This window comes from Olivibacter sp. XZL3, from assembly GCF_004368405.1.
Lineage (GTDB): Bacteria > Bacteroidota > Bacteroidia > Sphingobacteriales > Sphingobacteriaceae > Olivibacter.
This window is the reverse complement of the sequence record NZ_SBJH01000040.1, coordinates 15,180-32,439: the sequence shown is the minus strand read 5'-3', so window position 1 is coordinate 32,439 and position 17,260 is coordinate 15,180. Positions and strand designations below refer to the sequence as shown.

The 17,260-nt window shown below is 46.6% G+C and carries 8 protein-coding genes; 6 read left to right on the top strand and 2 right to left on the bottom strand.

Features of this window, described 5'->3' with window-relative positions; all coding sequences use genetic code 11:
* Positions 1-132: 132 nt before the first annotated feature.
* Positions 133-2,508 carry a glycoside hydrolase N-terminal domain-containing protein gene (locus tag EPX21_RS08765; RefSeq protein ID WP_134089290.1) on the top strand — a complete coding sequence of 792 codons (2,376 nt, stop codon included), beginning with the start codon at positions 133-135 and terminating at the stop codon, positions 2,506-2,508.
* A 60-nt stretch (positions 2,509-2,568) separates the two neighbouring features.
* Here EPX21_RS08765 and EPX21_RS08760 read toward each other — a convergent pair whose 3' ends face one another.
* Positions 2,569-4,224 (bottom strand): RagB/SusD family nutrient uptake outer membrane protein, encoded by a 1,656-nt coding sequence (locus EPX21_RS08760; protein WP_166670717.1) that lies wholly within the window; start codon positions 4,222-4,224, stop codon positions 2,569-2,571.
* A 28-nt stretch (positions 4,225-4,252) separates the two neighbouring features.
* Complete coding sequence (locus EPX21_RS08755; RefSeq protein ID WP_134089288.1) at positions 4,253-7,441, bottom strand: TonB-dependent receptor; 3,189 nt, start codon at positions 7,439-7,441, stop codon at positions 4,253-4,255.
* Between the two features lie 293 nt (positions 7,442-7,734).
* Between EPX21_RS08755 and EPX21_RS08750 the strand changes: the two genes are divergently transcribed.
* From EPX21_RS08750 to EPX21_RS08735, 5 genes are all read left to right on the top strand, one after another.
* Positions 7,735-10,392, top strand: a complete 2,658-nt coding sequence (locus tag EPX21_RS08750; RefSeq protein WP_206106039.1) for a glycoside hydrolase family 2 TIM barrel-domain containing protein — start codon at positions 7,735-7,737, stop codon at positions 10,390-10,392.
* Positions 10,335-10,889 carry a beta-galactosidase small subunit gene (locus EPX21_RS23245; RefSeq protein WP_370450949.1) on the top strand — a complete coding sequence of 185 codons (555 nt, stop codon included), beginning with the start codon at positions 10,335-10,337 and terminating at the stop codon, positions 10,887-10,889. Before EPX21_RS08750 ends, EPX21_RS23245 begins: the two co-directional genes overlap by 58 nt.
* Positions 10,890-11,191: 302 nt before the next feature.
* The gene (locus EPX21_RS08745; protein ID WP_206106037.1) at positions 11,192-14,320 is read left to right on the top strand and encodes a SusC/RagA family TonB-linked outer membrane protein; all 3,129 of its coding nucleotides are present in this window, start codon (positions 11,192-11,194) and stop codon (positions 14,318-14,320) included.
* A gap of 18 nt (positions 14,321-14,338) precedes the next feature.
* Positions 14,339-16,189 carry a RagB/SusD family nutrient uptake outer membrane protein gene (locus EPX21_RS08740; protein WP_134089287.1) on the top strand — a complete coding sequence of 617 codons (1,851 nt, stop codon included), beginning with the start codon at positions 14,339-14,341 and terminating at the stop codon, positions 16,187-16,189.
* Positions 16,190-16,309: 120 nt separating this feature from the next.
* Positions 16,310-17,260: a PmoA family protein gene (locus EPX21_RS08735; protein ID WP_134089286.1), complete on the top strand. Its 951-nt coding sequence runs from the start codon at positions 16,310-16,312 to the stop codon at positions 17,258-17,260.

Genomic DNA, 17,260 nt, shown 5'->3' with positions numbered 1-17,260 from the left:
CAGAAGGTTTTGAGAAGGGAAAGTTTCAACTAAGTAATCAATAATGTAAATATAGCTGAATAATTCGCTGATATAGTTGTTTCATTTGCGAAGGTAATATGCTATCTATGTAGTTTAACTAATTCAAAATAAATGGTGAAATCGACTGTCCTCTTACTTTTTTACATCCTAATAGGTATAAAAACTGTGTTTTCTCAAGATGAACCGCTGAAGCTTTGGTATAATAAACCGGCTACCGACTGGATGGGGGAGGCTCTTCCAATTGGGAACGGCTATATCGGCGCTATGTTTTTCGGTGGAATTGCTCAGGAGCAGATCCAGTTTTCGGAAGGTTCCCTTTGGTCCGGCGGCCCCGGTGCGAACCCGCAGTACAACTTTGGAAATCGTCCAAACGCGTGGAAGCATCTTGGCGAAGTGCGCGAGCTGATTAAGCAGGGAAAATTGAAAGAGGCTGATGAACTGGTAGCACGCTATATGGTCGGCGTAGCTCCGGTTAAACAGCCGGGCGATCGCACCGACTGGGGAGATTACGGTGCGCAGCAAACCATGGGCGATTTGTTTATTACGATAGGACACGGCGAGGCAGCCGTAGAAAATTACAGGCGAGAGTTGGACATAAAGCAAGCGGTAGGACGTGTATCTTACAGCATAAAGGGCAATAAGTACAGCCGCAGCTATTTTGGTCACTATCCAGCAGGTGTCATGGTGTATAAGTTTACGGCCGACGAGGCAGAGAGCTATGAGCTTCGTTTTGTAACGCCGCAGCATAAAGAAAGGGAGCACTTTGAAAATTTACGGTACACATGCGTGGGCTATGTGCCGAATAACAAACAGGCATTCGAGACGGCCTATCAAATTGTAACAGATGGGAAAGTAGAATATGCGGACGGACAGGTTTCGGTGAAAGGAGCTAAGTCGCTCGTTATTATTCACACGGCTTCTACCGAGTATAGGATGCAATATCCGCACTATAAAGGGAATAATTTTAAGGCGGAAGTGAAAAGGCGTCTGGATGAAGCAAAGCCAAAGAGTTATCAGCAATTACTTAGTGAACATAAAGCGGATTATGGCGCTTTATTCGGCCGGGTTAGCTTTAAATTACAAGGTAAATCTACTATCGATCGGCCAACAGATGAAAGGCAACGGGCTTTTTTTGAAGGGGCGGAAGATGTGGGCTTGGAAGAATTGTATTTTCAATATGGGCGTTACCTGATGATTGCGGCTTCGCGACCTGGGACTATGCCCATGCATTTACAGGGGAAATGGAACAATAGTGTAAACCCGCCCTGGGCGGCCGATTATCATACCAATATCAATCAACAAATGTTGTATTGGCCGGCAGAAGTAACCAATTTGCCTGAGTGTCACGAGCCTTTAATCGATTACATCGAAAGCTTGGTAGAGCCTGGCAAAAAAAGCGCGCAGGATTTTTTCCGTACAAGGGGCTGGATGGTGAATACCATGAACAATGCCTACGGCTATACGGCAATAAACTGGGATTTACCTTGGGGCTTCTTTCCGGCGGGAGCAGCTTGGCTTGCGCAGCACGTATGGGAGCATTATGCCTATAAAGAAGATACAGCTTATTTAGCGGATCGGGCCTATCCGATTATGAAAGAGGCAGCCCTGTTCTGGATTGATTATTTGACGCCTGACGAAGATGGCTACCTGGTGTCTTCGCCTTCCTATTCGCCGGAGCATGGCGGTATTTCCGGTGGAGCCTCGATGGATCACCAAATCGCTTGGGATATATTGAATAATTCGGTTGAAGCGGCAATCATCTTGGGCGATAAGGCGTTTGCCGATACCGCACAGCGCATCCGTGACCGCATTTTACCGCCGAAAATAGGGCGATGGGGACAATTACAGGAATGGAAGGAAGACGTAGATGACCCCAATAATAAGCACCGCCATGTATCGCATCTTTTTGCTTTGCATCCTGGACGGCAGATTTCGCCTTTAAAGACGACAACGCTTGCGGAAGCCGCGCGGGTAAGTTTAGAAGCCCGTGGTGACGAAGCCACTGGTTGGTCTTTAGGCTGGAAAGTGAATTTCTGGGCACGACTAAGAGACGGCGATCGGGCATTGAAGTTATATAAAATGGTAATTAAGCCAGCTGGCGCGACGAAAGCGGCCTCTGGTGAAATAAACTATGAAGGAGATGGCTCCGGCTCTTATGCCAATCTTTTGGATGCCCACCCGCCTTTTCAGTTGGATGGAAATATGGGGGCCACAGCGGGCGTAGCCGAAATGTTGATGCAGTCGCATACCGGTGAAATTGAGCTGTTGCCGGCACTTCCCCGGGAATGGTCTGCCGGAGAAATTGCGGGGCTGCGCGCACGGGGAGGTTTCACAGTGGATTTAAAATGGGAGGGAGGCCAATTGAAGTCGGCTGCTATTATTGCGGATAAAGGCCAGAAAAGAACAATCGTATACCAAGGGAAGTCAACTGAGCTAGAGCTTGTAGCAGGGAAACAGCATAAGCTTTCATTGAGCGATTTTCATTAAACCGAAAGGAATAAAAAAATCCCGAGCGCATTGCACTCGGGATTTTTTTATAGAAGTGAATCAATAACCGTTGTTTTGTGTCAATATACCTTGTGAAAGGTCAATCTGGTTTTGAGGAACGGGCAATAAATAGAGCTTGTCGTCCCAATTTCTTGCTTGTGCCAAGGTGTTCCGTACGTCATATACATTCGTCATCACTTCGGGCGCAATCCTCCACCTCCTGATGTCCATAAAACGTTGTCCTTCCAATGCTAGTTCAACCCGCCGTTCTTTACGGATGAATTCGCGGAGGCTTGCCTGTGAGGCATAGGTGTTACGGTCGACAGGAGGCATGCCGGCGCGTTGGCGAATCTGGTCAAGTGCTTCATAAACAGAAGCATCGGGTCCACTTACTTCATTTTTGGCTTCTGCATAAGTTAGTAACACCTCCGCATAGCGAATCAAGATCACATTAGCGTGGTTGTCAATGTTCTCGGCATAGAAACGTGGATCCACCAGTTTCCGGAAATTATAGCCTGTTTGTGACATGTTGGAGGCGCCGGGCGTCCAGGTGAAGGTATAACCATCGGAGAGCGCATTCCATGGCGCACCATTAAACAGGATGGTTGCGTAAAAGCGTGGATCACGGTTTTTGTATTCATCGGCAAAACGGGGGTCGCCACCGCTGTACCAAGAGGCACGGTCTTCCCGGCTGACTGGCGTGACGGGTGCCCCAGTTCGGTAGTTATCGTAGGCATCTACCAAGCTTTGGGTAGGTGTAACCGAGCTCCATCCGCCCATATCGCCGGGAAGGAGATAAGTGTTCAAGAAGTTGGCATCCACTTGTGGAATGCGTTGTCTATCCAGGATGACTTCATTGTTATCTTCATTAACCTGATGAAATAAGCCTTCATAACTGCGGAGGGCCAACCTGAAGTTTTGTTCGTCCTCTGCCCCGTTGAAATCTACCCAATTGCTGTAGTTATCCCGTTGACTGGGACCGCTTTCGCTATTCACGCGGAAAAGAGAATAGCCTAGCCCCATCACTTCCTGTGCGGCATCAGCGGCTGCTTGCCATCTCCCTTCATAAAGATTGGCCCTAGCCAAGAGCGCCAGTGCGGCCCCTTTAGTAGCCCGGCCTTTTTCGTTTGGCCGTCCACCAGCATAAGTTTCCGGTAAAATAGTTGCTGCCGCACTTAGCTCGTCAACAATAAACTGAAACACCTCTGCCCGTGGGGTACGAGGTACGTTCGATTCTTCGAGTTCCAGCGTTTCCGTAATCAGCGGCACGTCGCCATACTTGTTCATTAGTCGAAGGTAGGCAAAGGCCCTTACGAAACGTACTTCGGCTTTGAAGCGGTTGAGTAGGACCTCATCCATCACCGGTGCGGCCATATCTGCGTTTTCTAGAAAATAATTGCAGCGGCGGATATCTTCGAAGTCCCAACTTCCCGCCAGTGCGGTGGTTACGTTGCCGGAAGAAAGTTCGGTTGCAAAACTTTCCCAGGTGTACTGGGCGTGCGCATTGTCGGAGGTGCCATCGTCATAGATGATGGCGTCCGCAGGTAATTGATTGTACACGCCATTAACCGCTTGATAAACGTCGTTTTCAGAGCGCCAGAACGTTTCCTGGGAAACCTGATTCAATGGCGGCCGTTCCAAAAAATCTTTGCTGCAGGCTTGAACTAGCAATAAAGTACTTATTGCAGCGATATATAGTGAAAATTTAGTATTCATAGTGCTATGCTTTAATATTATAAGGTGATTAGAAACGGGCATTTAATCCAAAGGACCAGCTTTTAATACCGGGGTATCCCCCTCTACCGGCTTCCATTTCTGGGTCATAATCGGCCAAACGTTTATCTGCCATAAAGGTGAACGGATTATTGGACGTTCCGAAAATGCGTAAATTCGACATACCAAGTTTTTTGCTGATTTGCTCGTTAAAGGTGTAGCCCAAGGTAATTCCCCTGATGCGGAAATATGAAGCATTAAATACCCAGAACGAGGAACGGTTTCCGTTTGCATAGTTCTGTTGCCCATCTGCGGAAACCAACAGTCGTGGGAAATGTGCGTTAGGATCGGGGTTTTCCGGTGTCCAGCGGTTTTTTAGCTCTTCCTTGATACCCGCGCCATTGAAGAACGGGAAAGCGGCTTCGCTTTCAAAATAGGTTTGTACATTGGCTACACCATAAGTGATTATATTCAGATCAAAGCCTTTGTAAGCCGCTGCCAAGTTAAACCCATAGTTAAACCAAGGAACGTCATTACCGATAATGGTCCGGTCGTCTGCATTGATAACACCATCGTTGTTTAGATCGCGGTATTTAATGTCTCCCGGGCGGGTAGCATTGCTTTGAAAGGCATGATTTTCCACATCGGCCTCATCCACGAACAGACCGTCGGCTTGGTAGCCGAAAATGGCACCAACAGATTCACCTACCCGTTCAATCCAATAACTGTTAAAGCGCTCCTGTGCACCGCCCAAGCTCATAATTTCATTGTTGATTTTGGAAATATTCGCGCTGATGCTGTACTGAAAGTCCTTTCCAATGGTGTTGTTATGGGTAACCATCAGCTCGATTCCACGGTTGCGCGTTTCAGCGGCATTGATAAAGGGTATGCCCGATGTTGGGAATCCATAAGAGGCTAAAGCCGGCACTTGCATCAAAATGCCATCGGTATTCTTTACAAAATAATCGGCTACAACATCTAATTTCCCTTTGAATAAGGTGAGGTCCAGACCGATATCCGTCATGTATACCTTTTCCCAAAGTGCTAGCGGGTTCGTGCCTAAGCCCTGCCATGCGCCGTCTAAGGGGGTGCCTTCAAAGTTGTAGGCGTATCCGGTGTTAATCAATTCAAAATAGTTACCGATGCGGACTGCATCTTGATTACCCAGCGAGCCCCAAGAACCGCGCAGTTTTAAGTTATCTAACCAATCAATATCTTTCATGAAGTCCTCTTCGGAAATGCGCCATCCAGCAGAAAAAGAGGGGAACACTGCCCGGCGGAGGTCTTCTCTGAAACGGGATGAATAATCCATACGGACATTGGCTTCGAGCAGATACCTGTCTTTATAGGAATAATTTATGCGACCGAATAAGGAGCGCATGGCCCATTCTTCCTGCAGCGTTCTGTTCGCTTGGCCGTCATCGTCCGAGCTGATGTCAGATGGGTTGGTAGATCCGCTGCCGATAGTCGTCATATCATTATTAGGGAAATTTCTCCGGCCCAAAAAGGCGGTACGGTAGACATTACTTTCCTGTGATGCTCCAACGGTTGCTTTTGCGTAGTGTCTGCCAAAAGTGCGCTCATAATCAACGGTTCCTTGTACCAGTAGTTCCTGTCGCTTTCTCCAATATTCCTGCATTTCATTCGGGAAGAAACGGGAGGCTGTCATTGGTTCACCGCTCAGGAAATTCGGAATCGGATCGATTTCGGCATTGAATGACCACGAGTTGGAATTTGTATATTTTAAGGAAACCAAGCCATTGATGGAAAGCCCTTTCAGTGGTGTAAGCGTTGCATTAGCCGCGGTTTGTAAGTAATTGTCGCGATCCCAAGCACTACCGCCTTCCTGTAGCCTACGGAGTTGGTTCCGGTTGGCAACGTCGGCATTGGCAACACCTGCGTTAATCGAGCCCCAGTTGCCGTCCGACTGTCGTAATACGGCGGTTGGCAACGAGCGGTTAAGTTCAGTCCAACTCATTTCGGCACCTTGCCGATCAAAGTTTTGTTTGATAAAGGAAAAGTTCGTTCCGATAGTTAAGAGGTTCGGCAGCAGCTTACTTGTGGTGTTGAGTTTGGCCACGATGCGATCCTGCGTTTTGTCGGGTATAAGCGACGCCTGATTTAAATAGGAAAGTCCTAAGTAGTAATCGGTGATTTTGCCCGGTGCACTGATGTTGAGATTGACATCACTTTGTGGCGCGCTACTGCGAAGTACTTCCTTATACCAATCGGTATTGGGATATAGATCAGGATTGGATCCGTCTGCGAACATACGGATTTCATCGGCACTGAAAAGTTCGGAACGACCGGCGTTCCGCATCGCTTCATTATATAATGTGGCATAATCCGCCGAATTGCTATAATTGGGCAGTCGCGTAGCCGATTGTAGACCGTAATTGGCATTGAAAGAGATGCTTGCTTTTTCGCCGCCACCTCTTTTCGTAGTTACTACGATGACCCCGTTTGCGGCGCGGGAGCCGTATAAGGCTGCTGAGGAGGCATCTTTTAATACCGACATATTGTCGATGTCGTTAGGGTTAAGCGAAGCGAATTCCTGTGCTGAAGCCGGTATGCCGTCGATAATGTACATCGGTGCAGGCGAACCTAAATTGCTTCTTCCACGTACCGTCACACCACCGGTATTATTGCTGGTTCCGTTGTCGGTCCGCCCAACATCACCCGGGCGCTGCAATACGGTAACCCCCGGGGTCAATCCCTGTAGTGCATTTTGCGTTGAAGTGACCGGTCTGTTGACCAACTGTTCGTTCTTAATGGTTGCTACGGCTCCTGTTAGGTTTGCTTTTTTCTGGGTACCATAAGCAACCACCACCACTTCATCCAGATCCGTATTGTCGGGTTCCATCTGAACGTTAATACGCTGTTTACCTGCTATCGAAATTTCCCGGGTTTGGTAACCAAGCATCTGAAAAACCAAGGTGCCATTCTCGGGAACTTTAATTAGGTATCTACCATCTGTATCGGTGCTTACACCGATGTTAGGGTTTGATTTGAGGCTGACGGTTAAGCCGGCTAATGGCCCCTGTTCACTGGTGACAATACCCTGTACTTCGATTGTTGTCTGCTGCGATGTTACAAGGGATCTGTATCCGGCCAGTTTCTCTGCGCGGGCCGTCGGCTGATGCGTTAGCAGCAAAGTTCCTGCTAGCGCAAAACCAGTTAACCAAGGGACCATTACCCTTTTGTTGCGTGTTGTGCTCATAATAGATTGTTAAAATTTATGTAGTTTGGGTTTCGGAAAAATGCTCTAAAAGAAGTACCACAAATCTTTTTCACGTGAACTGTTGCTCCGGTTTTAGTGTCTGAGCGGATGAAACTAATGTTAATAATATGTTTTCACAAATGAATCCGGAACGCAATCGATTGACCAATTTTCGGGTTAATTAAGACAATCGATTGCGTTGATTTGAAGTTTGTAATTTGCTCGATTTATAGATAGTTTGGTCTTCGAACAATAAAAATGCCGGTGCATATCAGCCTCTAAAACGAATATAGATGAATAAATTCTTAACGATACTTGTACTATTAGTTGGAACCATTGTAAAGGCTCAGGAGCTCCCTTCGGAGTTACTCAGTCCTGAAGTAGTAGCTTTGAATAGACTGCCCATGCGTGCGGATGCCTTCGGTTTCGAAAACCTCGAAAAGGCAAAGACCTTCGGCAAGGAAAAGTCAAATAACTTTCTGTCGCTCAACGGAACTTGGAAGTTCAATTGGGTGCAGGACCCAAGGAAGCGGCCTGCTGATTTCTATCAAATTGGCTTTGACGATAGCCGTTGGGACGATTTTAAGGTGCCCGCCAATTGGGAAACCAATGGCTATGGCCTACCTATCTACGTAAATCATCCTTACGAGTTTACGGGGCGGAAAAAGATGGGTGCAAGCTTGGATCCGCCTAACGATATTCCGGTTGATAACAACCCAGTGGGCTCCTATAGAAGAGATTTTACCTTACCGGAAGATTGGGATGGTCAACAGATTTTCATACATCTTGGTGCGGTTAAGTCGGCTTTCTTCCTATGGATCAACGGCAAGAAGGTGGGGTATAGCACCGACAGCAAATTAGCTGCAGAATTTGATATTACCAAATATGTAAAGGCAGGAAAGAACCTTGTTGCGTTGCAGGTATACCGTTGGAGTGCCGGAAGTTATTTAGAGTGTCAGGACATGTGGCGGATATCGGGCATTGAGCGGGATGTATACCTCTATGCAACCCCTAAATTGGATGTACGCGACTTCAAAGTAGAAGCAGGTCTCAAAGACAATTACCAGGTAGGAACGCTTCAGGTGAAGGCCTTGGTGCAAAGCTATAAAGTCGACACGAACACCTTGACGAGTGTGCCCGACACCTTCTCTTTAACAGTCGCTTTACGCGATGCAAATGATCGGCTCGTTTACGAAGGTCAAAGTCAAGGTGTTCAATCTGTTTTAGGACGGTACAAGAAAGAAGTCGGTTTTCAGGCCGATATTCCACAGATAAAGCAGTGGTCTGCTGAAATACCGAACCTCTATACGCTGTATTTTACCTTAAAAGACAAAGTCGGGAAAATCCTACAGGTGGTCCCGGTAAAAGTCGGGTTTAAAAGTATCGAGTTAAAAGGTGCCGACGTATTGGTGAACGGAAAGCGGGTCTTTTTCAAGGGCGTGAACCGACACGAACACAACGCACGGACGGGACATACGCTTAGTAAAGCGGATATGCGTAAAGATATGGAGATGATGAAAAAGCTGAACGTCAATGCCGTGCGGCATTCCCACTATCCACCCGATCCATATTGGATGCAACTATGCGACGAGTACGGCCTGTATGTCATCGATGAAGCGAATATTGAATCGCACGGGCGCTATTATGACCTGGAGTATACCTTTGCGAACGATCCCGCCTGGCGGGAAACCCATCTCTCGCGTATTTATCGGATGTATGAGCGGGATAAAAATCACCCTTCCATTGTTGCTTGGTCTTTAGGGAATGAAGCCGGGAACGGTATCAATATGTATGAAGCCTACGACTGGTTAAAAGCGCATGACGATCGGCCCGTTCAGTACGAAAGGGCCGGAAGGGAATACAACACCGATATGTTAGTGCCCCAGTATCCGGGGCCCGATTATCTGAAATACTTTTCTGGTAGGCCGCAGACAAGAAGTATGATTATGAGCGAGTACGCTCATATCATGGGGAATAGTTTGGGCAACTTTAAAGAATATTGGGAGGTAATCGAAAATAACCCCGCTTTACAAGGGGGCTACGTTTGGGAATGGATCGATCAGGCTTTGGATACAGTGAAGAATGGCAAGCGGATTATGGCCTATGGGGGAGATTTTCCATTGGAAGGTCCCGTTGACCAGAATATAACCGATAATAACTTTTGCGTCAAGGGTGTGGTAACGGCTTATCGCGATCTAACACCTATGGCGGTTGAACTGAAGAAAGTACATCAGTATATCAAAACCTATTATGAAGGCGATTATACGTTGAAGGTCAAAAACGCCTATTTCTTCAGGGATCTAGCTAATTTTCAGATGAACTGGGAACTGCAGCGCGACGGTAAGGTGGTACAGCAGGGCCGCGTGACTACCTTAGCCGTAGCCCCTGGAGACAGCACTACCATTCGTTTACCGATAAAGGGTGGTCAATTGAAAGAGGGAAGCGAATACTTTTTAAATGTATATTATGTGCTGAAAAGTGCGGAACCCTTCTTGGAAGCCGGTTATGAGCAGGCTTATGAGCAATTCGCATTGACAGAACCGATCCCATTGAAGCTGTCTAGCACTGTAAAGGGACGTTTGAATATGGATAAAGCAGGCGATGAGGTGTTTTTTAGGGTGAAGGACCTGGAGATTGTATTTAACCTGAAGGCCGGCATACTGGCGGCATATAAACAGGGAAATACCGAGCTGATAAGTAATGGTCCACAGCCATCCTATTGGCGGGCACCAACCGACAATGATATCGGGGCGGGCTATCATCGCAAATTACGGGCTTGGCGAAATGCTTACGAAGAAGGACAGTTAATCACAGCAGATATTCAGGAAGACGGGAAGTGCTACCTTGTTACCTTTACGAAAGCGCTTCTTAACGGCGATGGAGAAGTACGCAAGTGTATACGGTATACCCGAACGGCGCAATACGCGTGGAAAACAGCTTTAAGGCAATAAATGGAAATCATAAGCTCCTGATGCGTATAGGAAATAATCTGGAATTGAATGCGCAATTGGATCAGATCCGATTTTATGGAAGAGGTCCTTGGGAAAACTATTGGGACCGTAAGTCGGCCTCTATGGTGGGATTATATCAACAAAAGGTAGATGAGCAGTATTTTCCTTATGCGCGTCCGCAGGAAAGTGGCAACAAGTCCGATGTGCGCTGGGTAAGCTTTACCAATGCCAGAGGCAAAGGAATAAAGTTTGTTTATGTAGACAGTCTATTGAATTTTTCGGCTTTGCCATATAGTTTGGACGACTTGGATCCCGAAGTAGAAAAGCAACAATATCACTCGGGTGAGCTTGAAAAGCGGAATAAGACCTATGTCCATATGGATCTCAATCAGATCGGGCTGCAGGGCATCGATAGTTGGGGATCACAGCCCTTGGAAAAATACCGCCTTCCTTATCAAGATTATAGCTACAGCTATTTTATGGTCCCGCTACCGTAGAGTCGAAGCATATACTTCTTTAATCTCTTTTGGATGGAACGTAGCATTAACTCCTATGTTAATTCGCTACGTTCCATTATCTGTACACTGATTCCAGGCCTTAGTTGTAATTTAAGTACAACGTTTGAATAAGCTCAATACGTTGCTTTTTTAATCAAATATAGCCTAGGCTTTTAGCTAAAATGCTTAAGCTCCTATTTCTCTTGTTAATTTTAGCACAGAATAATTAACCGATGATTCTGGTATAAACCTTAGGCGTCATAGTGAACCATGACCCTAAAAAAACAAGAAGGAGACCAATTATGAAGATTTCTACACGAAGTATTTCGTATGTGAAAAAGATGGAGCTACGGTATGTTTGGACCGTACTGTGTTTGATTTTTTTATCCTTAGCTGCGCGGGCGCAACCCGGGATATCCGTCAAAGGGGTGGTGTATTCGCAGGCGGATAAGCTACCGCTTCCTGGAGTAGCGGTAGTGGAGAAAGGAACAAAAAATGGTGTAAGCACCAATGAGGACGGCGTTTTTGTGTTAAACAATGTCAAGCCGGAAGGCGTGCTGGTGTTCAGTTCCCTTGGCTATATTAGCCAAGAAGCCAATGTGAGCAATCGGAACACGATTGAGGTGTATCTATCCGCCGAGGTATCTAATCTGGAAGAAGTTGTGGTTGTAGGATACGGGACAACCCGAAAGCGCGATCTAACGGGTGCCGTATCGCAAGTGCGTAGCGAAGTTATCGAAAATGAGGCGCCGGCACAGTTGAGCGACATGCTGCGCGGAAATGTGGCGGGCTTGAATGTTGGGTATAATCGTAGTGCAAAAGGCGGAGGCAGTTTGCAGTTAAGAGGGCGAAATTCGCTAAATGCAGGCAGTAGTCCGCTGATTGTACTGGATGGTGCGATTTATTACGGCGCCTGGGAAGATATCAATCCCAATGATATTGAAACCGTAGATGTGCTCAAAGACGCCAGCGCTGCAGCGGTTTTTGGGGCGAAGTCTGCGGCTGGAGTCATTTTGGTTACTACCAAGAAAGGGAAAGAAGGAAAACCCATGATCAATTACAGTACGAACATCGGTATTGCTACCATGGCAGTAAACGAGCCGGTTCATGATGCGCAGAGCTTTGTGCCCTGGCGGCAAGACGTATTTAAAAGCATCAACCCGAATGCCCAACCTTTTCGTTTTGATGATCCGCGAAATTTGCCGTCCGATATCAGTGTGGATGATTGGTTAGCCTACGATGGCTCAACGGGCGATCCGGTACGTGCTTGGCTGCGTCGTTTAAATCTCCAGCCCGTAGAGATTGAAAACTATCTGGCAGGTAGGTCAGTCGATTGGTACGATGTAAGCTTTCAGAATGGATTGAGACAAGATCATAATATCAGTGTTTCCGGAAGAAACAAAGATATTTCATATTACCTCGGTACGGGCTATATGAATAACGAAGGTATTGTGACGGGTGATGGATTCAAAACCTTGCGCACCCGAGCCAATATAGAAGCGAATATTACCGATTTCTTACAGGTGGGGATGAATACACAATTCATTTCGCGCAATGAAAGTGCGCTTGGCTATGCCTGGGGAAATATTACCAGTTTATCCCCTTGGGGAAATCAGTATAACGCCGATGGAGAACTGATTTGGCGGCCCAATGGCGAACCTAATGGTGGGGTAAACCCGGGTTATGATGTTTCGCACCGAGACTTTCTCAAACGAATGACTTCACTGAATAGTACGATATATGCGAAGCTCACCCTTCCATTTGGTTTTACCTTTCAAACGAATTTTACGCCACAATTAGAACTGCTGGAAGAATACAATCACAACAAGTCATCCCATGAGGCTTGGGCTGCTTATGGAGGAAGTGCTTTTAGGCGTAACCGGCAGACTTATTACTGGCAGTTAGATAACATCCTAAAATGGAATAAAACCTTTGCGGATATGCATCGCTTCGATGCTACGTTTTTGGTTAATGCGGAAAAATTCCAGCGTTGGGAAGATCGGATGGATGCTGATAATTTTGATCCAAATGATGATTTGGGTTATCATGGTATGCCGGCGGGGATCAATCCGATTTTGGCAAGCAATGATGAGTACAGTACCGGCGATGCCTTAATGGCAAGAATGGTTTATACCTTGAAAGATCGTTATATTTTTACGGGTACGTTTCGCCGGGACGGCTACTCGGCTTTCGGGCAATTAAATCCGCGTGCAAATTTTGGTTCTCTGGCGGCAGGTTGGGTGTTTACGGATGAGCCGTTTTTCAATAGTGAATGGTTCAATTATGGAAAGCTGCGGTTTTCCTGGGGCAGTAATGGTAACCGCGACATTGGACGATATGTGGCCCTTGCAGATTTGACTACCGGAAAATATTTACATGTGCAACCGGATGGAACGGTGGTACAAGTGAACCAATTATGGGTAAACAGAATGCGTAACCGCAATCTACGTTGGGAGCGGACTGAGTCGTATAATTTGGGTTTGGATTTTACCGTGTTTAATAATCGCTTAGATGGTAGTATTGAAACATACATTTCTAATACGACTGACTTGCTCGTAGAACGTAGATTGCCTAATGTAAATGGTTTTGATTTGGTAATGAGCAACCTGGGAAGAGTGCGTAATAAAGGCATAGAAGTGACATTAAATTCCAATAATATGCAGCGCGAAAACTTTTCTTGGCGTAGCACAGCAACATTCCAGTTAAATCGAAACGCTATTCGCGAATTATATGGCGACTTGGGTCCTGACGGGCGGGAATTAGATGATATTCAGAATGGCTGGTTTATCGGCCAGCCTACCGATGTGATCTGGGATTGGAAAGCCTTAGGCGTATATCAATTGGGCGAAGAGGAAATGGCGGAGCGTTATGGTTTGCAGCCGGGAGATTATCGCTTGGAAGATGTAAACGATGATGGCCGTTTTACCAATGACGATAAACAGTTTATTGGTTATGCTGATCCGCGATTCCGCTGGTCTTTACGCAATGACTTTCAACTATTCAAAAATTTCACCTTTTCTTTTATGATGTATTCGTTGTGGGGCCATTCTGAACCTTTCAATGCCTTGAAAAGTCGTAATGGATTCCCCGACCGACAAAATTCATATAAATTTCCCTATTGGACGGCCGAAAATCCTTCCAATGAATGGGCTCGCATCAGTTCGAGCGAAGGCAGCGCCACGGGTTTCAATATCTATCGCAAGCGCTCTTTTATCCGCTTAGATAATATTTCCTTGGCTTACAACGTGCCGAAAAGTACGATCAGTAAGTTTAAGCTACAAAACTTACGCGTTTATTTCAATGTGCGCAATGCCGCGATGTATGCGCCGCAATGGAAGTTCTGGGATCCGGAATGGGATGATTCCAATCCAGATGAATATGCAGGCCCCACCCCACGATTTTTCACCTTTGGTTTGGATTTAACCTTGTAGCAATTAAAATGACTAATCATGAGAAAAGAATTTAAATATACATTATATGTCGGATTAAGCAGCTTGTTGCTAGTTGCTACTAGTTGCAAGCGTGAGTTCTTAGAGCCAAAACCCTTATCGTTCTATACACCCGAACAGACCTTTCAATCAGCACAGGGCTTATGGGCTACTTTGGTAGCCTGTGAGCGGAATATGCGTATTGAAACCCATGGCGATGGGGCTCCGATTGTCACCGAAACGATTTATTCGGATATAGCGGTCTCGGGCAGTACCGATAAGCCGGGGCCGGCCATTGATTTAAACTTGGTGATCCGGCCGGATGCGAACCTCGATAATATTGAGTTTGAGAACCGCATTGGCTGGTATTGGCGGGAAGGCTACCGCGCCATCCGTTATGCCAATACAACCATCACCTATATCGATCTTCCACAGGATTATGCTTCTGAGGAAGAGCGTAATCAATTACTGGGTTCTGCCTATTTTTACCGTGCTTACCGTTATTATCGTTTGACCCAGCAGTTTGGCGATATTCCGCTGATTTTGGAGGAACCGCAGGAGCCGAAGTTGGACTACCAGAGCACAAAAAGAGAAGTCATCCTGCGCAAAATGAAAGAGGATTTGGAGTTTGCGCAGGAGTGGGTGCCGGATGGAGGAGTAAAAGGCCGGGTAACGAAAGGAGCGGTAAGCCATCTGCTCACCAAAGTGAATCTCGCCTTGGGTTTGTTTGATGATGCCATCCAATCGGCCAGCAATGTCATCGACGGTGGAACTTATGCCTTGATGACCCAGCGCTTCGGTGCTTATGCAAATGACACGTCGAAAAATGTAATTTGGGATTTACATCGTCCGGAGAACAAATCTTTAGCGGCAAATAGAGAAGCTTTACTATTGGTAATTGACCGTATGAACATTGATGGAAATGTCAGTGGGGGTACGCGTACCATGCGAAATGCGCTACCCTATTGGGGAAACACAGGTATTGTTACCCCTGCAGGAAACCGCGCTACTTCGGATCAGCCCAATGCAGAGATTGATCAAGTGCGCATGTATGGAAGGGGAATTGCACGGGTGCGGCCGGTCTGGCATACGCAGAGAGGGGTTTGGACAGATGATACCGATTTGCGTCATGCGCCGGGCAATTGGATGGATATGGAAGATTTAGTATATAACGCGCCTTCCCTTAAGGGAACGGATCCTTATTACGGACAGCCTTTGCAATATCGGAACGATCGGGGTACGATACTAACCAATGATACCATCCGGAACTGGTTTAGTTGGCCGCATTATAAGTTGTTTGTGGAAGATCCACAGCGGGTAACGCCCGATGGGGGAAATAGCGATTGGTATGTTTTTCGCTTAGCGGAAACCTATTTATTGCGCGCGGAGGCTTATTTTTGGAAAGGGGATCTTGCTAGTGCAGCAGCGGATATCAATGCGGTACGCAATCGGGCAAAGGCGACACCCATCACGGCCGCAGATGTCAATATGGGGATGATCTTGGATGAGCGGACACGTGAATTGTATTGGGAAGAACCTCGGAAGACGGAGTTGACGCGTATTGCCTATATTTTTGCGCTGACGGGTAAAGTGGCTGAAAATGGTAAGTCCTATAGTCTTTCCACTTTTTCTCAGGATAACTATTTTTATGATCGGGTGATGGCGGTGAGTGATTTCTATAATAAAGGCGTAAGAACGAATTTTGGTGTGCCCTATACGATGAGTCCTTATCACGTGCTTTGGCCGGTGCCGATTGGCGCTATTAACGGTAACACGCAAGGAGTGATCAATCAAAATGAAGGTTACTCCGGTTTTGAGAATAATGTGCCGGCTTTGACAGAAATTATTGAGGAGCCCATGCCTGTCGATTAAAATTAGAGGAAAGAACTGGCAGATGGAGCGCATATTCCTTATTTTAGCGGTTGACCATTATAAGTGAAAGCGGGAGTTGGGCTCATCAATCGTTGAAAAAATAATTAGAATGAAATAAACATGAAGACAACGTGGATATTATTAACCTTGGTAACGTTATGCTTCCATTCTTACGGACAGGGAACAAAGCGAACACAGGAAAGTGGACTACTCAAGTTAAAAGATCGGCAAGGGCGTTATTTGCTCGGCTATCAATATGAAATGAAGTATCCGCCACCTGGGGTTGACAGCGTGTTCGGCAAAAGTGGCTTCATCCATCCCTTGAATACGCTTGCAGGGAAGACCCTCACGCGTATTCAGGCTCCAGATCATTATCATCATTACGGCCTCTGGAACCCTTGGACGCGTATAGCGTATCAGGGAAAGCTATACGACCTCTGGAATATTGGCGATCGGCAGGGGCGGGTGGATCATATCAAATTTAATAAGAAAAAAGCTAAAGGGAAGGCGGTGGGATTCAGCGCTCGTTTGCATCATATAATTTATCCGGAGCCGATGAAGGAAGTCAGCGTTTTAAGAGAGGATTGGGAATCTACTATTAGCCCTATTGATGATAAGCGATATTGCTTGGACTTGGTGTCAACCCTGATGCCCCAAAAAGATACGGTTACCATGAAAGCTTACCGTTATGCAGGCTTAGGCTTTCGGGCTACCGATCAGTGGAACGACGATAATAGTAAGATATTGACCTCTACGGGGAAAACCCGGGCAGAAGCGGATGGCTCCCTGGAGCGGTGGATAATGGTGTCGGGATTAATTGATGGTGATACCGCAGGCATTTTGTTTTTGCTGCATCCGGATAATGTTCATCATCCTGAACCGGTTCGCGTATGGCCACCGGGAACGAACGGCAAGGGCGATGTTTTTGTGAATTTTTCGCCTTCTAAATACAAGGACTGGCTTTTGCTGCCCAGGAAAAGTTACCTGTTGAAATACCGCTTAATTGTGTTCGATGGCGAGCTTTCTGCTGATGAAGCGGAAGCGTATTGGCAGGAATACAGCAAGCACTGA